19 protein-coding genes and 2 pseudogenes are annotated in these 22,120 nt (G+C 72.6%); 11 read left to right on the forward strand and 10 right to left on the reverse strand.

Translation table 11 applies throughout. The annotated features are described in order from the left end of the window. Window positions 1–16 precede the first annotated feature (16 nt). A complete protein-coding gene (locus tag AC3CH1_RS29815) occupies window positions 17–928 on the reverse strand; it encodes an alpha/beta fold hydrolase (RefSeq protein ID WP_488465725.1) in 912 nt (303 codons plus the stop codon). 438 nt (window positions 929–1,366) lie between these two features. Between AC3CH1_RS29815 and AC3CH1_RS29820 the strand changes: the two are divergent. After that, a pseudogene (locus AC3CH1_RS29820) lies at window positions 1,367–2,451 on the forward strand (S1 family peptidase). Between the two features lie 102 nt (window positions 2,452–2,553). On the opposite strand, the gene AC3CH1_RS29825 reads toward AC3CH1_RS29820, so the two are convergent. Further along, window positions 2,554–3,051 carry a phospholipase gene (locus tag AC3CH1_RS29825; protein WP_488465726.1) on the reverse strand — a complete coding sequence of 166 codons (498 nt, stop codon included), beginning with the start codon at window positions 3,049–3,051 and terminating at the stop codon, window positions 2,554–2,556. A gap of 202 nt (window positions 3,052–3,253) precedes the next feature. Further along, window positions 3,254–4,303, reverse strand: a complete 1,050-nt coding sequence (locus AC3CH1_RS29830) for a DUF3533 domain-containing protein (protein ID WP_488465727.1) — start codon at window positions 4,301–4,303, stop codon at window positions 3,254–3,256. A gap of 124 nt (window positions 4,304–4,427) precedes the next feature. Between AC3CH1_RS29830 and AC3CH1_RS29835 the strand changes: the two genes are divergently transcribed. From AC3CH1_RS29835 to AC3CH1_RS29845, 3 genes are all read left to right on the forward strand, one after another. Then, the gene (locus AC3CH1_RS29835) at window positions 4,428–4,823 is read left to right on the forward strand and encodes a winged helix-turn-helix transcriptional regulator (RefSeq protein WP_488465728.1); all 396 of its coding nucleotides are present in this window, start codon (window positions 4,428–4,430) and stop codon (window positions 4,821–4,823) included. Between the two features lie 208 nt (window positions 4,824–5,031). Beyond that, window positions 5,032–6,630 carry an MFS transporter gene (locus tag AC3CH1_RS29840; protein WP_488465729.1) on the forward strand — a complete coding sequence of 533 codons (1,599 nt, stop codon included), beginning with the start codon at window positions 5,032–5,034 and terminating at the stop codon, window positions 6,628–6,630. Window positions 6,631–6,863: 233 nt separating this feature from the next. Then, a complete protein-coding gene (locus AC3CH1_RS29845; RefSeq protein ID WP_488465730.1) occupies window positions 6,864–7,757 on the forward strand; it encodes an esterase/lipase family protein in 894 nt (297 codons plus the stop codon). A 130-nt stretch (window positions 7,758–7,887) separates the two neighbouring features. On the opposite strand, the gene AC3CH1_RS29850 is transcribed toward AC3CH1_RS29845, so the two are convergent. Together AC3CH1_RS29850 and AC3CH1_RS29855 are read right to left on the reverse strand one after the other, a co-directional pair. After that, window positions 7,888–8,925 carry a lytic polysaccharide monooxygenase auxiliary activity family 9 protein gene (locus tag AC3CH1_RS29850; RefSeq protein ID WP_488465731.1) on the reverse strand — a complete coding sequence of 346 codons (1,038 nt, stop codon included), beginning with the start codon at window positions 8,923–8,925 and terminating at the stop codon, window positions 7,888–7,890. A gap of 161 nt (window positions 8,926–9,086) precedes the next feature. Continuing rightward, window positions 9,087–9,773: a response regulator gene (locus AC3CH1_RS29855; RefSeq protein ID WP_488465732.1), complete on the reverse strand. Its 687-nt coding sequence runs from the start codon at window positions 9,771–9,773 to the stop codon at window positions 9,087–9,089. Window positions 9,774–9,889: 116 nt separating this feature from the next. Here AC3CH1_RS29855 and AC3CH1_RS29860 point away from each other — a divergent pair, with 116 nt between their 5' ends. Genes AC3CH1_RS29860 through AC3CH1_RS29875 form a run of 4 tightly spaced genes read left to right on the forward strand, consistent with a single transcriptional unit; the run spans window position 9,890 to window position 14,506 of the window. Further along, window positions 9,890–10,873 (forward strand): Bug family tripartite tricarboxylate transporter substrate binding protein, encoded by a 984-nt coding sequence (locus AC3CH1_RS29860; protein ID WP_488465733.1) that lies wholly within the window; start codon window positions 9,890–9,892, stop codon window positions 10,871–10,873. After that, a complete protein-coding gene (locus tag AC3CH1_RS29865; protein WP_488465734.1) occupies window positions 10,870–11,466 on the forward strand; it encodes a tripartite tricarboxylate transporter TctB family protein in 597 nt (198 codons plus the stop codon). The genes AC3CH1_RS29860 and AC3CH1_RS29865 overlap by 4 nt, the downstream gene beginning before the upstream one ends. Before the next feature lie 3 nt (window positions 11,467–11,469). After that, window positions 11,470–12,999, forward strand: a complete 1,530-nt coding sequence (locus AC3CH1_RS29870) for a tripartite tricarboxylate transporter permease (protein WP_018959606.1) — start codon at window positions 11,470–11,472, stop codon at window positions 12,997–12,999. Window positions 13,000–13,012: 13 nt separating this feature from the next. Continuing rightward, a complete protein-coding gene (locus tag AC3CH1_RS29875; RefSeq protein ID WP_488465735.1) occupies window positions 13,013–14,506 on the forward strand; it encodes a methyltransferase domain-containing protein in 1,494 nt (497 codons plus the stop codon). A gap of 296 nt (window positions 14,507–14,802) precedes the next feature. Here AC3CH1_RS29875 and AC3CH1_RS29880 read toward each other — a convergent pair whose 3' ends face one another. Then, the gene (locus AC3CH1_RS29880) at window positions 14,803–15,312 is read right to left on the reverse strand and encodes a ribonuclease FAU-1 family protein (protein ID WP_488465736.1); all 510 of its coding nucleotides are present in this window, start codon (window positions 15,310–15,312) and stop codon (window positions 14,803–14,805) included. Next, window positions 15,296–16,212 (reverse strand): annotated as a pseudogene (locus tag AC3CH1_RS29885) (GNAT family N-acetyltransferase). Before AC3CH1_RS29885 ends, AC3CH1_RS29880 begins: the two are co-directional and overlap by 17 nt. A gap of 70 nt (window positions 16,213–16,282) precedes the next feature. On the opposite strand from AC3CH1_RS29885, the gene AC3CH1_RS29890 reads away from it, so the two are divergent. Then, a complete protein-coding gene (locus tag AC3CH1_RS29890; RefSeq protein WP_488465737.1) occupies window positions 16,283–16,657 on the forward strand; it encodes a GntR family transcriptional regulator in 375 nt (124 codons plus the stop codon). 36 nt (window positions 16,658–16,693) lie between these two features. Here AC3CH1_RS29890 and AC3CH1_RS29895 read toward each other — a convergent pair whose 3' ends face one another. Beyond that, window positions 16,694–17,788 (reverse strand): DUF5925 domain-containing protein, encoded by a 1,095-nt coding sequence (locus AC3CH1_RS29895; protein WP_488465738.1) that lies wholly within the window; start codon window positions 17,786–17,788, stop codon window positions 16,694–16,696. A gap of 235 nt (window positions 17,789–18,023) precedes the next feature. On the opposite strand from AC3CH1_RS29895, the gene AC3CH1_RS29900 reads away from it, so the two are divergent. After that, entirely contained in the window at window positions 18,024–18,827 is an 804-nt protein-coding gene (locus AC3CH1_RS29900; RefSeq protein ID WP_488465739.1) for an SGNH/GDSL hydrolase family protein, read from the forward strand. A gap of 257 nt (window positions 18,828–19,084) precedes the next feature. Continuing rightward, window positions 19,085–19,348, forward strand: a complete 264-nt coding sequence (locus tag AC3CH1_RS29905; RefSeq protein WP_003970092.1) for a hypothetical protein — start codon at window positions 19,085–19,087, stop codon at window positions 19,346–19,348. A gap of 44 nt (window positions 19,349–19,392) precedes the next feature. Here the strand turns inward: AC3CH1_RS29905 and AC3CH1_RS29910 are convergent, their stop codons facing one another. Then, window positions 19,393–20,589 carry a CaiB/BaiF CoA transferase family protein gene (locus tag AC3CH1_RS29910; protein WP_488465740.1) on the reverse strand — a complete coding sequence of 399 codons (1,197 nt, stop codon included), beginning with the start codon at window positions 20,587–20,589 and terminating at the stop codon, window positions 19,393–19,395. Between the two features lie 141 nt (window positions 20,590–20,730). After that, entirely contained in the window at window positions 20,731–22,110 is a 1,380-nt protein-coding gene (locus AC3CH1_RS29915) for a type ISP restriction/modification enzyme (protein ID WP_488465741.1), read from the reverse strand. Between the last annotated feature and the right edge of the window lie 10 nt (window positions 22,111–22,120).

The following is a 22,120-nucleotide window of genomic DNA, read 5'->3' on the forward strand; positions in this document are numbered from 1 at the left end:
GCCCGGCCGGGAGGGCTCACCCTCCCGGCCGGAGCCCCCACGCGGTCCCGTCCGGGGGCTCCCGCTCGTCCAGCAGCCAGTCGAGGACGCGGGGGAGCATGGGGAACGCGTCGAAGTGGGCCGCCTCCGGTTCGAGTACGGCGGTGGCGCCCGGTATCTGCCCGGCCAGCCAGCGGGAGTGGCCGACCGGGGAGAAGACGTCCCGCACCCCGTGCCAGAGGAGAACCTTGCCGGTGATCCGCCCGGGATCGAACCCCCAGGGGCTGCAGAACGCGATGGCGTCGTCGATCCAGCCGTACGCCGAGGTGCGCAACCCCTCGCTGTAGTTGCGCAGCAGCATGGAGCGGATCCCCGCGTCGTTGACCACCACCCGGTCGGAGTCGGTCAGCTCCCGGCGCAGGTCGTCCAGGAGCCTGACCGGGTCCCGGCGGATCTGCGCCGAGCGCGTGATGAAGGACTCCGCCAGGCTCTCCGGGTCGTCGGCCGCGGTGGAGTACGCGAGCACATTGGACGCGGTCATCCCGTCGAACCAGTCGAGACCGGCCGCGTCCGGGGGCGCGAGACTGACCAGCGCCGCGGTCCGGGTGATCCGTTCCGGCATCAGCGCCGCGCAGGCCAGGGCGTGCGGGGCCCCGCCGGAGCGGCCCACCACGGCGAATCGCCTCAGGCCCAGGGAGTCGGCGATGGCCCGGACGTCCTCGACGACGTCCGCGATCCGACGGCCCTCGTGCCGGTCGCTGCCGCCGTATCCCGGGCGGTCGTAGGTGATCAGCTGCGTATGGCGCTGATAGAGCACCATGCCGCGGGGAGCGGGCCCGAGCCTGCTGCCCGGAGTGCCGTGAAGGAGGAAGACCGGTCTGCCCCGTGGGTCGCCCATCCGCTCCACCATCAGATGCCGCCCGTCCGCCGCGAGCACCCGACTGCGCACCCGTTCCTCCTCCGCTCGGTCACCCGGCCGGCCCGGGCACGGTGTGCCCGGCGTGTGCTGCCCTTTCGATGATGACCCATCAGGGGCGTTACCGGGACTGTTGGGCGACAGGAAGTGTGAAGGTACGGGGAGGCTCCCGGCGGACGATTTCCGTCGGCATCCGGACGGGTCGGTACACCATCCGGACCGGCACCGGCGAATACCGGACAGGACTAGTCCTCACCCAGGGGCTGTCGACGGTTGCACCGGGTGTTCGCGATCGGAACCGACGTGGCAAGACCCCGGGTAGGTGAACACCTCGCGGGCGAAGCGTCGCTGTCGTGTGCACGTCTGGAAGCCGACCTTGTGTGCGTTTCGCCGCGTCGGAATAGTGGGCGCCCCATCCTCCGTGTACGGGCACCCCACTTGCTCCGTGCACGGCCCCACAGGAGGTCGAAGTTGAAGCATCGACGCATATCCAGGAAGCGCGTGACGCTGGCCGGCTCGGCCGTCGTCGCCCTGGTCGCAGCGGGATTCACGTTCCAGACTGCGAACGCCAGTGACGATGTGCCGGAGTTCGCGGCCGAGACCCTAGGCGCGGACGCGGCCGGAGAACTGGCCACCGCTCTGGACCGGGACCTGGGCGCGGACGCGGCAGGCTCGTACTACGACACCACGGCGAAGACCCTCGTCGTGAACGTCGTCGACGAGGCCGCCGCCGAGCAGGTCCGCCAGGCGGGCGGCAAGGCCAGAATCGTGGAGAACTCCCTCGCCGAGCTGAAGTCGGCCCGGGGAACCCTCACCGACAGGGCGACGATCCCGGGCACCTCCTGGGCGGTCGACCCGGTGAGCAACAAGGTGCTCGTCACCGCCGACAGCACGGTCGACGGCGCGGCCTGGAAGAAGCTCTCGGCCGTGGTCGAGGATCTCGGCGGCACGGCCGAACTCAACAGGACGGCGGGCGAGTTCACGCCGCTGATCGCGGGCGGCGACGCGATCTGGGGCTCCGGCTCCCGCTGCTCCCTCGGCTTCAACGTGGTCAAGGGCGGGGAGCCGTACTTCCTGACGGCCGGCCACTGCACCGAGTCGGTCACCAGCTGGTCGGACACCCAGGGCGGCGCGGAGATCGGGGCCAACGAGGGCTCCAGCTTCCCGGAGAACGACTACGGCCTGGTCAAGTACACCTCGGACACCGCGCACCCCAGCGAGGTGAACCTCTATGACGGCTCGACCCAGGCGATCACGCGGGCGGGCGACGCGACGGTCGGCCAGGCGGTCACCCGCAGCGGCTCCACCACCCAGGTGCACGACGGTGAGGTCACCGCGCTGGACGCCACGGTCAACTACGGCAACGGCGACATCGTCAACGGGCTCATCCAGACGACGGTCTGCGCCGAGCCCGGCGACAGCGGGGCGCCCTCTTCGCGGGCGACACCGCGCTCGGTCTGACCTCGGGCGGCAGCGGCGACTGCTCCTCGGGCGGCACGACCTTCTTCCAGCCGGTACCGGAGGCGCTGGCCGCCTACGGCGCCGAGATCGGCTGACGCTCCACCGCGTCACGGCGACACGGAGAGGCCCCCGGTGTACCGGGGGCCTCTCCCTCGTGCGGCGCGGGGTGGAGCGGGTGGCGTGGCCGGGCGGGGAGGTCAGGCGGCCTTGGGCAGATTGTCGGAGTCCGCCTTGGCCGGGGAGACGCCGAAGGCTTTCACGGCCTGGTAGTAGGTCCAGGCCGTGCCGTTGCACGAGGTCTTCGTCGCGCCCGAGTAGCGGGCGCACACCCGCTTGAGGTCCTCGTGGAAGGCGGAGTCGACGCGGGCCTTGTTGGCGGAGAACGTACCGGCGGCCTTGTAGTTCCGGTAGCCGAAGTCATGGCGGGCGCAGGAGGTCTGGAAGGGGAAGCCGAACGGGTTGTCGGGGGAGCTGCTGCAGTAGTCCGTCGACCAGTTGAAGCCGTACGCGGACCAGGCGCCCTGGTTGTTGCGGGCGGCGTTCCAGGCATTGTGGCTGGAGGCGCTCGTCTGGGTCCAGGAGCTGAGCACCTGGGGTTTGTCGGCGGGGGCGGCCGCGGCGGAGGCGGCGGTGATCAGGCTGAGCGGGAGCGACAGGGCGACCGCGGCGAGCGGAAGCGTGAATCGACGACGCATGAGCGACCTCCGTGGGGGTGAAAGGAGTGGTCCCGGCCGTGCTCCTCGTCGGGTGGTACGAGGCCGCTCCAGCATGTCGCCATGCCCCTGTCATGACTAGGCGTCGCGCTGACCGGACATCAAGAATTGGTGCGCACGTCAGATGGGGCCGCCCGACAGGGCGGCCCCATGAACGTTCCACCGGGCGGAAGCGGGAGCGGCGTCAGGCAGCTGTCGATCCGCCCGCCGCGCGTGCAGTCTCCGTACCGTCCTCGTCCCGCCCCGTCCGGTGCCGCATCGACAGCAGCAGGGTCAGCGCCGTGCCGACGACCGCCCAGGCCGAGAGCACCAGCAGGGGCCCGGTGACCGCGTTGCCCCGGAAGTAGGCGATCGAGCGGGCCACCCAGGTGCCCGCGCCCGGGGGGAGGGCCGGGCCGATCGCCCGCCAGAAGTCCGGGAGCATCGGGAGCGGGAAGGCTCCGCCCGCGCTCGGGTTGCCGGCGATGACGATGATCAGGACGGCCAGGCCGATGCCGACGATGCCGGTGAGCGCCTCCAGGGCGAGCGTGATCATGCCGACGGCGAAGACGACGAGGGCTCCGAGGCCGGCCAGGCCCCAGACGCTGCCCGGCAGGGCGCCGAGGATCGGGCCGATGATGACCGCGCCGCCGATGCCGCCCGCGATCGCGTACAGGGCCATGACCAAGGTCCGGATCGTGGCCCGCTGCCGGTTGGCGGGTTTCGTGCCCGCGCTGATCGCCAGGATCGAGGCGCAGAGATAGCCGCCGACGCACCAGCCGACCACCAGGTAGAAGGACGAGAGTCCGTCGAAGTCGTCGGCGGAGGCCGGGGCCACGTCCACGGTCCGCACGGCCCGCTGCTGGGAGCCCTCGACCCGGGCGATGATCTTCTCCAGGGCGCCGGAGAGCACGGTCCCGCCCCCGGAGGCGACCAGCAGGGTGTCGGTCCGGCCCTCCGGCGAGACGATCAGGGCGCCGTCGATGTCGCGGTTCATGATCTGTTCGCGGGCCTCGGCGGCGCTGCTCACCGCACGGGGGTCGAGCGGTCCGCCGGGGAGCCCGTCCAGCCGGTCGACGAGCTGCTGGGACAGCTGCCGTGGGGCCACCACCCCGAAGGCCACGTCCGTCGGCGTGGGCTTGTGCAGCGCTCCCACGTAGGAGGCGATGAACAGCAGTTGGAGTCCGAGTACACCGATGACGAGCAGGGCGGCCCGTGGGGTGACGGCGTTCTTCACCTCGTCGACGAAGGTCATGCCCCCACGGTCCGGGTGGGGCGGCGTCCGCGCAGGCGGGGCGGGGCCGAACGGCGTAGCGCCCGGGGTGGGCGGGAATCGGGCTTTCCTTTCGTAAGGGCATGCTCTGCGGTAAGTTCCAGCCGTGGACGTGAGCTCTGAGGTCAAGGACGAGAAGGCCGTCGCGATGAGCGACGCATTCACGGCGGACTGCCCGGCCCGCACGGTGCTGAATCACGTCAGCAGCCGATGGGGCGTGCTGATTCTGGCCGCGTTGCAGGAGGGGCCGATGCGCTTCTACGTGCTGCGGGACAGGATCGGCGGCATCAGCGAGAAGATGCTGTCCCAGAATCTGCGGGTGTTCGTGCGGGACGGACTGATCGCCCGTGCGGTCGAGGCCACGGTGCCGCCCCAGGTGACCTACTCGCTCACCCCTCTGGGGCGGGAGCTGGCGGTGACGCTGGGCGGCCTGGTCGAGTGGATCACGCATCGGATCGGAGACGTCCTCGCCGCGCGCGAGCGCCATGACGACGTGAAGTGAACCCGCTGTCCGTCCGGCGCCCCGCTCCCGGTGGAGCGGGGCGCCTTTCCCTGTCGGGCGACTTCTCGAATGTTTCCCCGGGGCCGGCGGGCCGGCCTGCGCGCTATCGGCCCGGTCCGGGGCTGACCCACAGGTAAGCCCTTACCCATCGAAAGCTCAAAACCTAGGGTAAGCCCGACGGGTCGAGTGGCCCGGAAGGGAGAGTTCGGTGGATACGGAAACCGCGCCGCGCGCCGGGGTGCGCGAGTGGATCGGGCTGGCGGCCCTGGCGCTGCCCGCGATGCTCGTGATCATGGACATGAGCGTGCTCCATCTGGCGCTGCCGACCCTGAGCCGGGATCTGGAACCTTCAGGGGCGCAACTGCTCTGGATCACCGATGTCTACGGGTTCGTCATCGCCGGCGCGATGATCACCATGGGGACGCTCGGCGACCGCGTCGGCCGTCGCCGGATGCTCATGATCGGGGCCGTGGCCTTCGGCTGCGCCTCGGTGCTCGCCGCCTACGCGCCCACCGCGGAGACGCTGATCGCGGCCCGCGCCCTCCTCGGCCTCGCCGGTGCGGTGCTGGGCCCGTCGACGCTGTCGCTGATCAGCGCCATGTTCCACGACGCCAAGCAGCGCGGTTTCGCCATCACGGTGTGGATGACGAGCTTCATGCTGGGCGGCGCGGTCGGCCCGTTGGTCGGCGGTGTGCTGCTGGAGGCGTTCTGGTGGGGTTCGGTCTTTCTCGTGGCCGTGCCGGTCATGGTGTTCCTGCTGGTGGCGGGCCCGTCGGTGCTTCCGGAGGTCCGTGATCCGGAGGTCGGCCGACTTGATCCGACCAGCGCCGCGATGTCGCTGGCCGCCATCCTGCTGGTCGTCCTCGGCGTGAAGGAGTTCGCCGGGGAGGGTGTCACCTGGCCGGCGTTGCTCGCCCTGGTGGCCGGCCTCGCGATCGGCGCCCTCTTCGTCGTACGGCAGCGTCGGCTCACCGATCCGCTGCTCGACATGAGGCTCTTCGCCGACCGCGGCTTCAGCGTCTCCCTCGGAACGCTGACCCTGACCGTGGTGTTCATGCTGGGCAGTCAGTTCCTCATCGCCCAGTACATCCAGATGGTGGTGGGCATGGAGCCGCTGGAGTCGGCGGTGTGGAGCCTGCCGATGGTCGCCAGCGGAACCCTCGCGATGTTCATCGCCCAGGGTGTGGCGGCCCAGGTGGGCAAGGCGTACGTTTTCGGCGCCGGCCTCACGATCGCCGCCGTCGGCTTCGCCGTGCTCTCCCAGGTGGACAGCGGCTCCGGGATCGGAACCGTCGTCACGGCGGCGTCGCTGCTGTTCGCCGGTCTGATGCCGGTCTCGTCCCTCGGGATCGGGATGATCGTCGACGCCGCGCCGCCCGAGCGGGCGGGCTCGGCCGCCGCGGTCGGGGAGACGACCCAGGAACTGGGCGGTGCCCTCGGCATCGCGGTCCTCGGCAGCGTGCTGAACGTCGCGTACCACGGGGGGATGACCGGCTCGGTGCCGGACGGCGTACCCGCCCCCGCCCGGGAGACGGTCGCCGACAACCTGCCCGCGGCCCTTGAGGTCGCCGGTCGGATGCCCGCGGAGACAGGGGCCCAACTCGTCTCCGTGGCAAGGGACTCCTTCGCCCAGGGCCTCTCATGGATCGCCATGGGAGCCGTCCCGGTCATGCTCGCACTGGCTGTCACGGCCACGGTGCTGCTCCGGAACGTGGGGCGCGCCGACGGGGGCGCGGATCAGGAGGGGGAGGCGGGGGAAGCGGGAGAGGCCGGCAGGTCGACGTCCACGGCGGGGGCGGCGTCGTGAACTGACCCGCCCGCTCGTCATGCGGCCGGCCATGGGTCGCCCTCTTGGGGGAGACGGATGGCCGGCCGCGTGCCCGGCCGGGAGCGAGCACCCCGCCCCGCCAGTTTTTACCGACGCGTAACTTCCCTCTCCACCTTACTCGTGCGTAATTTGGCATGAGCACATAAAGCTTGTGGCCCGGGCCACAGGGCGCACCGCCATCGCACCTCCCTGAGCCGCAAGGAGACCCCACGATGCTGCCCTGGATCCGTGCTGCGCGCGTTCCCCGCACGCGCAGTCTGTTCGCCGCCCTGCTCCTCACCCTCGCCGTTCTCGTCGCCCCCGCGGCGACGGCGACCGCGGCGACCCCGGCCGCCGCCGAGGCCACTTTGCGTGGCTGGAACGACTACTCCTGCAAGCCCTCCGCCGCCCATCCCCGCCCCGTCGTCCTGGTCCACGGAACCTTCGGGAACTCGATCGACAACTGGCTGGTCCTCGCCCCCTATCTGGTCAACCGGGGCTACTGCGTCTTCTCCCTCGACTACGGCCGGCTCCCCGGCGTGCCGTTCTTCCACGGCCTCGGCCCCATCGACAAGTCCGCCGAACAGCTCGACGTGTTCGTCGACAGGGTCCTCGACGCCACCGGAGCCCCGAAGGCCGACCTCGTCGGCCACTCGCAGGGCGGCATGATGCCGAACTACTACCTGAAGTTCCTCGGCGGCGCCGACAAGGTCAACGCCCTCGTCGGCATCGCCCCGGACAACCACGGCACCACGCTGCTCGGCCTCACCAAGCTGCTGCCGTTCTTCCCCGGCGTCGAGAAGTTCATCAGCGACAAGACCCCCGGTCTCGCCGACCAGGTCGCGGGATCGCCCTTCATCACCAAGCTCACGGCGGGCGGTGACACGGTCCCCGGCGTCCGCTACACCGTCATCGCGACCAAGTACGACCAGGTCGTGACCCCGTACCGGACGCAGTACCTGGACGGGCCGAACGTACGCAACGTGCTGCTCCAGGACCTGTGCCCGCTCGACCTGTCCGAGCACGTGGCGATCGGGACCGTCGACCGCGTCGCCTTCCACGAAGTGGCCAACGCCCTCGACCCGGCACGCGCCACCCCGACCACCTGCGCCTCGGTCGTCGGCTGACCCGCCGCGCGACGACGGGCCGGGGCCCGGCGTCCGAGGTGCGGACGGCGGACCCCGGCCCGTCACGTCCTGCCGCGCCCGACGTCCCGGAGGGACGCGGCAGGGGTATGGGGGAGGGGCGCTGCGGATGTCAGCGGCTGTGGCGGCCCGCAGCGGCGGCGGCCCGCCGGCGCTGCGACGCGAACAGCACGGCCGCACCGGCCGCGAGGACTCCCGCGCCCCCGATCGCCAGATACGTGCTGCTGCTGGAACCGCCCGTCTCGGCCAGCACCTCGTCGGAGCCCGCCGCGTTGACCTCCGGGGCGTTGCCCTCAGCCTTCGTGGCCGGGGCGGCCGGGGCGGCGGCGGTGACCTTCGCCCCGGTGTTCGCGTCGTCGTCCCCGTGGCCGTCGTGCTCGACCGACGACTTCTCGGAACCCTCGGCGATGGCGTCCTCGGACGGTGCGGAGGGGACCGCCGCCGGGGCCTCGGCACCGGAGTCACCGCCGGAACCCTGCTGCCCCTCCTCCTTCTCCGCCCCACCGCCGGCCGAAGCGCCGCCGAACGTCACGTCGGAGCAGGCGTAGAACGCCTCGGGGGAGTCGGAGCGCTGCCAGACCGTGTAGACCAGCTGCCGTCCCGAGCGCTCGGGGACCGTCCCGTCGAAGACGTACGAACCGTTCTCCAGCGCCGGGTCCGTGGCCTCGGCGAAGGGCTTCGCCTCCAGGTCCGACCAGGCCAGCGGCTTCGTGGGGTCGTAACCGGGCTTGGTGAGGTACAGCTCGAACGATCCCCGGTGCGGGGCCGTCGCGCGGAACCGGAAGGTATGCTCGCCCGCCGACATCGCGGTGGCCGGCCAGTCGGCGCGCGGGAGGTCCAGTCCCTTGAACTTGTCGTTGGCCGCGCTGCACAGCTTGCCGTCCGGGATCAACTCACGGTGCTTGCCGGCCGCGTTGGCGATGTTCACCCCGTTCCAGTCGTACAGCGCCTGCGTCCCGCCCGCCGCGACCGCCGCCCGGCACGCCGCCGACGTCGGGCTCTCGGGCCCCTCGGCGAAGCACGCGGACACCCGGCTCACCGGATCGGTGAGCGAACCGTGCGCGACGGCCGGGGCGGACGCCAGCCCGGCCAGTGCGAGCGGTGCGAAACCGAGGGCGAGGACACCGGCGGCCTTGCGACGAGCGGTCATGGATGGATCTCCTTCGAGACGGCACAGCTGTGAGGGTGGCGCTCAGCAAGCTAGCCGCTCCGAAGGCCGAAAATGCCTGATGGGAGGGGGTGGTGACGATCCTTATGATCGCGTTAAGGAAGGGTTAGGCATGGGCTCAGGTAGCCCCGGCCCCCGCCGCCTCACCCCGTCCACCGGTACCGCCGCTCCGGCCGCCCCGTGCCTCCGTAGCGCAGGGTCACCTCGGCCCGGCCGGTCGCGGTGAAGTGCTCCAGGTAGCGGCGCGCGCTCACCCGGGACAGTGCGCCCACCTCGGCGCACTCGGAGGCGGACAGGCCCTCGGGGTGGTCGCGCAGGGTGCGTTCCACCAGGTCGGCCGTGGGGGCGGCCAGGCCCTTCGGCAGCTCGCGCGAGCCGGGCGGGCGGGTGCCGAAGATCTGGTCGACGTCCTCCTGGCGGGCCTCTCCCAGCCTGTCCAGGCGGGTGCGCAGCGAGGCGACGTGGCGCATCTGCTCCTGGAGCGCGGACCGGCTGAACGGCTTGATCAGATAGTGCAGGGCCCCCGCCCGCAGCGCCGCCCGGATCACCCCCGCGTCCCGGGCCGCCGTGATGAACAGGGCGTCCGCGCTGGGGCGCGAGGCGTCCCGTTCCTCCGCCGCACGCAAGGCGCGCAGCACCCCGATCCCGTCCATATCGGGCAGATAGATGTCCAGCAGCACCAAGTCGGGGCGCAGCCGCTCGGCCGCCCGCAGGGCGTCGGCACCGTTGTGCGCCACCCCGACGACCGCGAAGCCGTCCATAGCGGACACATAGTGGCTGTGCAGCTTCGCCACCATGAAGTCGTCGTCCACCACCAGCACAGTCGTCACGCCGCCACGCTAGGCGGCGACCGCAATGACCACAACGTCCGTTGATACCGGAAGAGAGACAGCTTCTTAACGCGCAGGCAACATGTGGGCCACTTCACAGTTGAAAGGCGGAACCTGTGCGACTGCGCACTCTCCTCGCCCTCTTCGGGGCCGCGTTGCTGGTGGTGGTGGGGCCACCCCTGCTGTCCACCGGTGACGGTTCCGACACCGGCACCCAGATTCCCGGGCTCCGCTTCATGGTCCCCAACACGCCCGGCGGCGGCTACGACATCACCGCGCGCACCCTGGCCAAGAACGCCGAGGACGCCGGACTCACCCACAACATCGAGGTCTTCAACCTGCCGGGCGCCGGCGGAACGGTCGGCCTGACCCGGCTCGTCGGCGAACACGGCAACGGCAAGCTCGCGCTCTCCATGGGGCTCGGCGTCGTCGGAGCCGTCCACACCAACAAGTCCCCGAGCACGCTGGCCGACACCACCCCGATCGCCCGGCTCACCGAGGAGCCGGACATCGTCGTCGTCTCCAAGGACTCCCCGTACCGGACCATCGCCGACCTGCTCGCCGTCTGGAAGAAGGACCCGGCCGGCGTCCCGGTCGGCGGCGGCTCCTCGCCCGGCGGCCCGGACCACCTCGCCCCGATGCTCATGGCGCAGGCGGCGGGCATCGCCCCGAGGACGGTCAACTACATCCCGTTCGACGGCGGCGGCGAACTGCTCGCCTCCATCCTCGGCAACAAGGTCGGCTTCGGGGTCTCCGGCCTCGGCGAATACCGCGACCAGATCGAGGCGGGCGAGCTGCGCCTGCTCGCCGTGACCGGTCCGAAGCGGGTACCGGGCCTCGATGCCCCCACCCTGCGCGAAGCCGGCCTCGACACCGAGTTCACCAACTGGCGCGGGGTCGTCGCCCCGCCCGGCCTCTCGCCGGCCGAACGCGACAAGCTCACCGGTCTGATCCGCGAACTCCACGGCACGGAGCAGTGGAAGGAGTCGATGAAGAAGAACGGCTGGGACGACGCCCTCCTCATCGGCGAACCCTTCGGCGACTTCCTCGACGAGCAGAACCAGCGCGTCGCCACCGTTCTCAAGGAGCTGGGGCTGTGACCACCGGACCCACCGGACCCACCGGACCCACCGGACCCACCCGAACCCCTGGCTCCACGGCGCAGCCGGGCGCCGAAGCCGCACAGGAGGGGAACGTCACCCTCACCTGGCTGCGCGAGCACTCCGAACTCGGCGTCTGCGTCCTGCTGTTCGCGCTCGGCGTGCTCGTGCTCACCGACGCCTTCACCATGAGCGTCGACATCGCCCAGCGCGGTCCCGTCGGCCCCCGTACGGTCCCCTTCGTCATCGGCGGTCTGTTCCTCCTCATCTCCGTCCTGCTCGCCGGCGACGTCCTGCGCGGCGGCCGGGGCGAGGCGGAGGGCGGCGAGGACGTCGACCTCGACGAACCGGCCGACTGGCGCACCGTCCTCCTGCTCACCGGGGTCTTCCTCGGCGCCGCTGTCCTGATCGGCCCCCTGGGCTTCCCGATCGCCGGGGCGCTGCTCTTCTGGGGCTCCGCCTACGCGCTCGGCAGCCGGCACCACGGCCGGGACCCGCTCATCGCGGCCGGCATCTCCCTCGCCACCTATTTCGTCTTCGACAACCTGCTCGGTGTCCCCCTTCCGGGCGGCCCGCTGATGGGGGTGCTCTGACCGATGGATTCCCTCAACTCCCTCATCGACGGCTTCGGTACCGCGCTCACCCCGATGAACCTGCTGTGGGCCGCGATCGGCGTCCTGCTCGGCACCGCGATCGGCGTGCTCCCCGGCATCGGCCCGGCGATGGCCGTGGCACTGCTGCTCCCGGTGACGTACGGACTCGACCCGACCGGCGCGTTCATCATGTTCGCCGGGATCTACTACGGCGCGATGTTCGGCGGCTCCACCACCTCGATCCTCCTCAACACCCCCGGGGAGAGCGCGGCCGTGGTCGCCGCGATCGAGGGCAACCCGATGGCGAAGGGCGGACGCGGCGCCCAGGCGCTCGCCGCCGCCGCGATCGGTCACTTCGCCGGCGGCATGATCGGCACGATCCTGCTGGTCGTCCTCGCCCCGACCGTCGCCTCCCTCGCCATCGGCATCGGCGCCCCCGACTACTTCGCCATCATGGTGCTGGCCTTCATCGCCGTCACCTCCGTCCTCGGCGCCTCCCGTATCCGCGGCATCGCCTCGCTCCTCATCGGCCTCACCATCGGACTGGTCGGCCTCGACCAGATGACCGGCCAGCAGCGCCTGACCTTCGGCTCGCTCCAACTGGCCGACGGCGTCGACGTGGTCATCGTCGCGGTCGGGCTCTTCGCGATCGGCGAAGCGCTCTGGGTCGCCGCCCACCTGCGCCGCTCCACCGGAAAGCCGATCCCCGTCGGCAGACCGTGGCTCGGCCGCGCCGACCTGAAGCGCACCTGGAAGCCCTGGCTGCGCGGTCCCGTCATCGGCTTCCCCTTCGGGGCGATCCCGGCGGGCGGCGCGGAGATCCCCACCTTCCTCAGTTACGTCACCGAGAAGCGGCTCTCCAAGCACCGTGACCAGTTCGGCAAGGGGGCCATCGAAGGCGTCGCGGGACCGGAGGCCGCCGCCTCCGCCTCCGCCGCCGGAACCCTCGTCTCCATGCTCACGCTCGGACTGCCCACCACCGCCGTCGCCGCCGTGATGCTGGCCGCCTTCCAGCAGTACGGGATCCAGCCCGGCCCCCTGCTGTTCGAACGCGAACCGGAGCTGGTCTGGGGCCTCATCGCCTCGCTCTTCGTCGGCATGGTGCTGCTGCTCGCCCTCAACCTGCCGCTCGCCCCCGTCTGGGCGAAGCTCCTGCGGATCCCGCGCCCCTACCTGTACGCGGGCATCCTCTTCTTCGCCGCCGTCGGCGCGTACGCGGTCGGCGGCGAGTCCCTCGACCTGGTGATCCTCCTGATCATCGGGCTGATCGGGTTCGGCATGCGGCGCTACGGACTGCCGGTGCTGCCCGCCGTCATCGGGGTGATCCTCGGCCCGGCCGCCGAACAGCAGCTGCGCCGCGCGCTCCAGATCAGCGACGGGAGCGTGTCCGGCCTGGTCAACACCCCGTTCTCCGTCACGGTCTACGCGATCGTGGTGCTGATCGTGGCGTGGCCGCTGATCAGCCGGCTGATCGTCCGGCTGCGCGGTGGCCGGAAGACGGCAGAGGAGTCCCGCACTGTCAGTGGCGGCTGAGAACATCGGCTCCATGACCACGATCGACTGGGACGCGGCTGCCGGATCCTTCGACGAGGAGCCCGACCACGGGCTCCTCGACCCCGCGGTGCGCGACGCCTGGGCCGGGCGGCTGGAGAGCTGGCTGCCCGGCACCCGCGCCGACGTGCTGGACCTGGGGTGCGGCACCGGCAGTCTCTCCCTGCTCGCCGCGGGCCAGGGCCACCGTGTCACCGCCGTCGACCGCTCGCCCCGCATGGCCGACCGGGCCCGTGCCAAGCTCGCGGGGACCGGCGCGGAGGTCCTCGTCGGGGACGCCGCCCGGCCCCCGGTCGGGGAGCGGGTGTTCGACGTCGTCGTGGCCCGGCACGTCGTCTGGCTGCTGCCCGACCCCGCGGCGGCCCTGGAGCACTGGTTCGGCCTGCTGAAGCCGGGCGGGCGGCTCGTTCTCGTCGAAGGGGTGTGGGGTGGCGCCGGCCTGTCCGCCACCGCGCTCACCGCCCTGCTCTCCGCCCACACCGAGCGCATCCACCACGAGGACCTGGCCCCCGACTCCCGGCTCTGGGGGAAGAAGGTCGACGACGAGCGCTATGCGCTGGTCGCCCGCGCGATGCCGCCGCACCGGCACACCGAGGTCGTCGACGTCCACCTGATCCTGCGTCGCGGCCCGGACGTCCTGCTGGCCCGCCGCTCCAACACCGGGTATGCGGACGGACTGCTCCACATGCCCTCCGGCCACGCGGAGGACGGCGAGGACGTCCGCGAGGCGATGATCCGGGAGGCCGCCGAGGAGATCGGCCTCGATCTGGAGCCCGAGGAGCTGAAGGTGGCCCTCGTGATGCAGCACCGGGGCCCCGGCGGCGGGGCGCGCATGGGCTGGTTCTTCGTCGCGGAGCACGACCCGGCCCGCCCGCCGCGCAACGCGGAGCCGGAGAAGTGCTCCGAGCTGGACTGGTTCCCGCTGGCCGCCCTGCCGGACGACATGGTCGCGTACTGCCGTGCGGGCCTGGACGGTTACCGGTCGGGCGAGCACTTCATGATCCACTGGCACCGGGACGGGGAGCCGATCGCGTACGTTCCCGGCGGAGTCGGCCGCGCCGTCCCGCTGCCCGCCGCCGGGGAGGTCACCGGGCGACTGCACCACATCGAGCTGTGGGTGGCGGACCTGGCGGAGGCGGAGCGCGGCTGGGGCTGGCTGCTGGGCCGCCTCGGCCATGTCCCGTACCAGCGCTGGGCCCACGGCCGCAGCTGGCGGCGCGGTGACACCTACGTCGTGGTGGAGCAGTCGCCCGACCTGGCCGCCGGCGACCACGACCGCCGCCGCCCCGGCCTCAACCACCTGGCGTTCCACGTCGCGGACCGGGCCGCCCTCGACGCCCTGGTCGCCGAGGCCCCGGCGTACGGCTGGCGGCTGCTGTTCCCCGACCGCCACCCGTACGCGGGCGGCGAGGGGCACCACGCCGCCTATCTGGAGGACCCGGCGGGGTACGAGGTGGAGCTGGTCGCCGACTCCCGGCCCCGCCCCTAGGCCCTGTCGTCGAACTCCCGTCGTCGCCCGGAGGGCGGCCCTGCGGGGTCAGGTGCGTGCTCTCGGCGTGCCGGGCGTACGTCCTCGTACTGGACGTACTCGGGCGTGGGTCCGGTGCGGCGAGAGTGCGTGCATGGCGCCGCGGGGCAGACGGGAGTTCGACGGCAGGGCCTAGCGGCCCGGAGGCCCGTACGAAAGCCGCGTCCGGAGTTCCGTACGCCCCCGCCGCGGTCCGTGCGAAAGCCGAGCCCGGCGGGTCCGTACGAGCCCCCGCCCGCCATCGCCGCCGGGGCCGTTCAGCCGAGCAGGGCGGTCAGCCCCTCCGTCCGGGCCAGGCGTTCCAGGTCGTCCAGGGCTCGGACCGCCGCCCCCGCCGCCGCCGGATCGTGCCCGGCCAGACCGCTCTCCTCGAACTCGTCCTCGTCCAGCCGCAGGACCGAAGCGCCGTCGGCCGAGACCCACAGGTCCAGGTCCAGGTCCTCGACCGCCAGCACCCCGTCCACCAGCACGGCGGGCCGGGTGATGTCGCAGTACCAGCCCTTGAGCCGGCCGTCGCCGGTGCGGACCTCCTTCACCGCGAACCACCGGTCCCGCCAGTAGTGCTCGGTGAAGACGTCGCCCGGCTCGAACCGGACGAAGCCGAAGTCCCGCACCCCCGGGGCGGCCCAGGGGGCCCGGACGGTGACACGGACGCCGTCGTCCCGGACCAGCTCCGCCGGATACCTGATCTTGGTGCGGCCCGCCTTGGACAGCGCGACGACGAGGCCCTTCGTACGGCCCGCGCGGGGCTCAGAGGGTGCGGACATGGCGGACCTCCGTCGCGCAGATCTCGTAGCCGAACCACTGGTTGACGGCCAGCATCGGGCCGTTGCCGGTGTCGTTGGAGGTGTAGGCGTCCGTGTACCCGGCCGCCCGGGCCCGGTGCAGCGAGTCGTTCTTCGCGAGCTTCGCCAGGCCCCGCCCCCGGAAGTCCCGCAGGGTGCCGGTCATGCCGCTCAGATACGTCCGCGCGCCGTCGGTGGTGGCCGCGCTGAACGCCGCCACCTTCCCGTCCACCAGCGCCACCGAGGTGAGCCCCTGGTCGAAGGCCGGGTGCCGCCAGGTGGTCGTCAGCCAGTCCTCGTAGTCGTCCAGCTCGGAGGTGATGTCGCCCGGCTCGTCGGCCGTCACCTCGGCGTCCGCCTCGAACAGCGGCCGGGGATCGTCGGCGAAGGCGGAGCCGGGACGCAGCTCGACGCCGACCGGGAGCTCCTGGCGCGGCGGCAGGACCCCGTCCGCGAGGTCGAGGCGCTGGAAGTGCGCGGAGCGGCTGGGCCGGTAGCCCCGCTTACGGGCGAACTCCAGGCTCTCCGCGTTGTCCAGGACCCACGCGTACAGGACCGTGGCCCCGACCTCGGCCAGGTGCTCCTCAGCCGTGCGCAGCAGCAGCGATCCCGCGCCGCGGTTCGTCCGGCCGGGAAGCGTCTGCGGGTGAAGTACCCCTGCCCCGGCTCCGAACTCTCGTGGGCGACGCCCGCCTGCGCCGTGGCGATGATCTCGCCGTCCTCCTCGGCCACCAGCAGCCGGTAGTGCCGGTCCGGATGGGCGTGGGCCAGGTCGTGGACGACCTGTTCGGGGGTGGCCACCATCCAGGGGACCGAGGCCCGGCGGGCGTTGGTCCACGCCTGAGCGTCGGACGGCCGGAAATCGCGCACGATCACAGTCATGCGGTGGACGGTATGCGCAGCCGCGCCCCGAACGCCTCCCCTTTTTTCGCCGGTGGGGGACAATCAGCCCGTGACTGACAAGATCGTCCTCGACCCGGACTCCGGCATCGCGCCGTACGAGCAACTGCGCACCCAGCTCTCCGAACTGGCCCGTTCCGGCGCGCTGCCCGTCGGCCACCGGCTCCCGACCGTACGCGGCTTCGCCGAGGAGCTGGGCCTCGCCGCCAACACCGTCGCCAAGGCCTACCGGGCCCTGGAGGCGGACGGGGTGATCGAGACCCGGGGACGCAACGGAACCTTCGTCGCGGCCGCCGGGGAAGCGGCCGAACAGCGGGCGGCGACCGCCGCGCGGCTGTACGCCGAGACCGCCGAGCGGCTCGGTCTCACCCGGCCGCAGGCCCTGGCGCTGGCCAAGGACGCGGTGCGCGCGGCGTACGGGGACTGAAGCGGCACGCGGGTATCCGCAGCGGTCGGCCGGCTGTCACAGATACAGCCCCGCGTCCGACCCCGCGTCCTGCTTCGGTACCGACGCGGGGCCGATGCCCCGGCGCAGCGCGTACAGCTCGGCGAGGGAGTTGCCCTCCCGGCTCACTCCTTCCCCCGTGCCCAGCCAGGCCACCGACTCCTGACGGGTCAACGGTCCGACCTCGATCCTGGCCAGACAGCGGCCGGGCCGGACGACCGCCGGGTGCAGCCGCTCCAGGTCCTCATTGGTGGTGACCCCCACCAGCACGTTGCGGCCCTGGCCCAGCAGGCCGTCCGTCAGGTTCAGCAGCCGGGACAGGGCCTGGCCCGCCGTGTGCTTGGCCTCGCCGCGGATCAGCTCGTCGCAGTCCTCCAGGAGCAGCAGCCGCCACCGCCCCTTCGCCGTGCCGTCGTCCTCGCCGATCGCGATGTCCATGAGATAGCCGACGTCGTTGAAGAGCCGCTCGGGGTCCAGCACACAGTCGACCTGGCACCAGTCGCGCCAGGAACGGGCCAGGGTGCGCAGCGCGGACGTCTTGCCGGTGCCGGGCGGGCCGTGCAGCAGGAGGAGGCGGCCCGCGATGTCGTCCGGCGTCACCTTCATCAGCCGGCCCATCGCCTCGGCCACCGGCGCGGTGTAGTTGGGGCGGACCTCGTCCCAGCTTCCGGCGGTGATCCGGCGGGTGGTGCGGTACGGGCCGCGGCGCGGGGAGACGTACCAGAAGCCCATGGTCACGTTGTCGGGCTGGGGCTCCGGCTCGTCCTGCGCCCCCTCGGTGGCCTGGCCGAGGACCTTCACCGCCAGTTCGTCGCTGGTCGCGGTGACGGTGACGTCCGCGCCCCGGTTCCACCGGGACGCCAGCAGGGTCCAGCCCTCGCCCTCCGCGAGCGTCGCGCTGCGGTCGTCGTCCCGGGCGGCCCGCAGCACCGTGGCGCCCGGCGGCAGCAGCGTCGCCCCGGCCCTGACCCGATCGAGGGAGGAACTGTGCGCGTACGGCTGCTCGCCCGTCACGAAGCGGCCCAGGAAGAGCGCGTCGACGACGTCGGACGGTGAATCGCTGTCGTCGACGGTGAGCCGGATCGGCAGAGCGGATTCGGGGGAGTCAGGCATGGCGCTCATGATCCGGCACCGGTTGCCCCCGTGCACCCGGGTTTCGCAGGCTCGCGTGCCGGGACTGCGGCGCGTCCGGGAAGCGACGGGGCGACAGCGGGGCGTCGGGGAGCGCCGGTTGAACGACCGGGGGCGGACGGAAGCACTCCACCTCAATTTTGGCATGAACACTTCCAGTGCGGTGTGGGTGCTGCTACTACGGAGTAGGCAGATATCCCCTGCTCAAGGAGGTCCCATGAAAATGTCCAGACTCGTGGCGTTCTCGTCCTCGCTCCTGCTCGGCGCCGCCCTCGCCCTCACCGGCGCGGGGATCGCGAACGCCGACTCGTCCGCCGCGGCCGTCGACTACGTCGCCCTCGGCGACTCGTACTCCTCCGGTGTCGGAGCGGGCAGCTACGACGGCTCCAGCTGCAAGCGCAGCAGCCGCGCCTACCCCGCCCTCTGGGCGGCCGCCAACTCCCCCTCCTCGTTCGACTTCGCCGCCTGTTCCGGCGCCCGGACCGGAGACGTCACGGGCAGTCAGCTCGGCCGCTTGAACGCCTCGACCGACCTCGTCTCGATCTCCATCGGCGGCAACGACGCGGGATTCGCCGACGTCATGACGACCTGTGTCCTCCAGTCCGAGGCCACCTGCCTCAACCGCGTCGCCACCGCCCGCGCCTACGTCGACTCCACCCTGCCCGGCAGGCTCGACTCCGTGTACACCGCCCTCCGCTCCAAGGCCCCCTCCGCGCAGGTCGTCGTCCTCGGCTACCCCCGCTTCTACCAGCTCGGCGGCGGCTGCATCGCCGGTCTGAGCGAGAAGGAGCGCTCCGCCATCAACGGGGCGTCCGACCACCTCAACACCGCCACCGCCAAGCGGGCGGCGGACCACGGCTTCACCTTCGGCGACGTCAGGACGACCTTCGCCGGGCACGAGATCTGCTCGGCCAACGCCTGGCTGCACAGCGTGAACTGGCTCAATATCGGCGAGTCCTACCACCCCACCGCCGCCGGACAGTCGGGCGGCTACCTTCCCGTCCTCAACTCCTCGCTCTGACCGGGGGCCCGGCGCTTTCGACCCAAGCGCTCCACCCCCGCCGTCCCCCACGCGGCCCGCGCGTGGGGGACGGCACGGCGACCGCTCCGAACCGCGCGAACTGTCCGAAGTCGCCCTGGAACCGCGCACATTCGGTAACGAGGCGTCAACCCCCGTATGTGTGTGCGTAATCCTGTGGCCGGGATACACGGGTGTCACCGCGGGACGATAGGGTTAACCTGCCCGGACCGGGTGCCCTCGTACGGGTGGGGAGTGACATGGAACAGATAACGGTGCGAAGCAGGCCGCGTGTGCCTGCCATCACATGCGGGAGCGGTGCGACCAGTACGCGCCTCGACCGCCATCTCGCGGTGCTCGGCGGCCCCGTCGTCCCGCAGCGCGAGTCGGCGGAAGCGACGCTGCTCATGCGCGAGCTGACCTCGCGTGACGCCGCGCACACCCGCCGGAGCAGGAGCGCACGCGTGTCGCTCTTCGCGCCGCTGCGGCGACTGCGGCGCTCGCTCTTCGGCAGCCGCCGCTGACCCATGGCGTCGCCCGTCGGGACCGGCCCGCCGCTCGGGACGGTTCAGACGATCACTCCGTCCCGGCGCAGCACCGATGTCTGCTCGTCCGTCATCCCCAGGGCTCGCAGCAGCGCATCGGTGTGCTCACCCAGCGCCGGTACGGGGCCCATCCGTGCCTCCTCGCTCCCCGGAAGCGTGATCGGCGGCAGCAGCGCCCGCAACGGCCCCACCGGTGTGCCCACCTCCCGCCACCGGTCCCGTGCCGCGAGCTGCGGATGCGCCGCCACATCGGCCACCGTGTTCAGCCGGGCACAGGCGATGCCCGCCGCCTCGAGACCGGCCAGCGCCTCGCGCCCCGACAGGCCCGCCAGCGCCCGGCCCACCGCCTCGTCGGTCCGCTCCCGGTTCGCGGTACGCGCCGCGTTCGTCGCGAAGTCCGGGTCGTCCGCCAACTCGGGCCGCCCGAGCACCTGTTCCGCCAGCCGCCGCCACTCCCGGTCGTTCTGCACGGAGAGCAGCACCTGCTCCCCGTCGGCCGTCGCGTAGGCGTCGTACGGGGCGATCACCGAGTGCGCGAGACCGGTGCGCGCCGGGGGAGCGGAGCCGTGCGTCCCCTGGTGCAGCGGGTGGCCCATCCACTCGGCCAGCGCGTCCAGCATGGACACCTCCACCGGACCGCCCCGCCCGGTGGACGCCCGCCGCAGCAGCGCCGCGAGCACCCCGGAGAACGCGTACATCGCCGCGGCGATGTCCGCCGCCGGAATGCCCGCCTTCACCGGCTGCTCGGCCGTTCCCGTCACCGAGACCAGGCCGGCCTCGCACTGCACGAGCATGTCGTAGGCCCGCTTGTGCGCGTACGGGCCCACCGCGCCGTAACCGGAGATGTCGACCGCCACCAGGCGCGGGTGCGCCGCGCAGAGCGAGGCGGCGTCGAGCCCCAGCCGGGCCGCCGCCCCCTGGGCCAGGTTCTGGACGAACACGTCGGCCCCGGCGACGAGTTCATGGACCGCCGCGAGGCCGCGCGGGTCCTTCAGGTCGACGGCGAGGGACTCCTTGCCGCGGTTGCACCAGACGAAGTGCGAGGCGAGACCGCGCGCAGCCGTGTCGTAGCCGCGCGCGAAGTCGCCGCCGTCCGGGCGCTCCACCTTGATGACCCTGGCGCCGAGATCGGCGAGCTGCCGGGTGGCGAAGGGGGCGGCGACCGCTTGCTCGACGGCCACCACGGTGATGCCGTCGAGGGGGAGTGGCAAAGTGTTCATGCCCCCGTGCTTACCCTCCGAGCGCCGCTCGTGTCATCTCCGGCCGCCCTGCGGAACCTCCCGTCCGGTCGCTCCGCCGGCTCCGGCCGCCCCGTGGGCCCCGGGCCGGGGGCTCCGGCTGCCCCGGCCCCCGGCCCGCCGCTACAGCAGCGCGAACTGCCCCTCCGGGCCCTCCTCCTGGTATCCCAGCACCGATGCGGGACGCCGTGCCGAGGGCGGCACCGGCAGCACCCCGGCCGCCCGCAGCTCGGCGGGCCCGATCAGCGGCCCCGCCTCCAGCGCCGCCCACAGCTGCTTCCGCGGCCCGGCCGTGCCGTCCAGCAGAGCAAGCACGGTGATGAGTTCGAGCAGCTCCGAGGTCCACTCCCGGGGCCAGCCGCGCGCACCGACCGCGTCCAGTCCGTCCGGGGCGACCCCGTCCGGTCCCCGGCCCGTCGCCGCCGCGGCCCGGCGCCCGAACCAGAGCTCCAGCATCCGCACCCCGCCCACCGTGAACTCCCAGGCCGCCGCGGGCACCGGCGAGATCCGGCCATCGCCGACGACCAGCGCCTCGCCCTCGGCCTCATGGACCAGCTCGGTGGGGCGGGCCGGGAGGGCCGCCCGCACATAGGGCCTGCGCCCGCCCGGCAGCCGGGGCCGCTCCCCGCCCCGGGCCCCGCGCAACTGGAGCCGCATCAGCTCCCGGCCGAGCGCCACCCCCGACGACCACACCTCCGCGTCGGCCGGCAACGGGACCCGGGGGCCGGTGGCGGAGGGCCGGGCGGCGGCCAGGACCCAGGCCAGCACCGCCTCCGGGGTGAACGCGTCCGGCTCCGCCGCGCCGCCGAGCCGCCCGCGCAGCAGGTCCGTGAGGGCGGGGGCCAGATTGGGTTCCGTGCCGCCGGGCCTGCGGTAGAGCGGCCTGATCCGGCCGGGCCGCCCGGCGGGGGAGTGCCCGTCGGGCAGCAGCGCGGTCACGGACAGGGCGGGCCCGGAATCCTCGGGGGCGCAGCTGTGCTCGACCGCGAAGAGCTGCCGCCCGTCGGCGACCCGCCACAGCTCCGGACGGGCCGCGTCGATCAGCCGGTGGTCGGGGAGCAGCCACTGTTCGTCGTAGGGGCCGTGGAGGATCCGTACGGGGTCGGGGCAGGGGCCCGGGGTCCGGGCGAAGCGGCCCGTTCCGGCGGACCGGCCGGGCAGGGCGGCGACCGAGGTGTGCGGCGTACGGGAACGGCTGGGCGCGAACAGCCGCTCCTGTTCGGCCGGTCCGGCGGCGGCCAGCCGTTCCCAGCGGGCCCGGAGCGCCACGGGGTCGGGGCCGACCACCCAGGCGCGGCCGGTCCGCAGCGGCCGTACGGACCATGGCATCAACTCGTCCAGCGCCAGCAGCCCGTCCGGCGACCGGGGCCCGTGGGGCGGGGGCCTGTCCGGCGACGGGGGCCTGTCCGGCGACAGGGATCCGTCCGAAGGCCGGGGTGTCCCCGGAGGCCAGGACCGGGCGTTCCCGTCGCCGCCGGCCGCCGCTGTCCTGTGCGCTGTCACCTGCCCGTCC

The sequence above is a fragment of the Streptomyces sp. MGP-P1 genome (genome assembly GCF_057766565.1).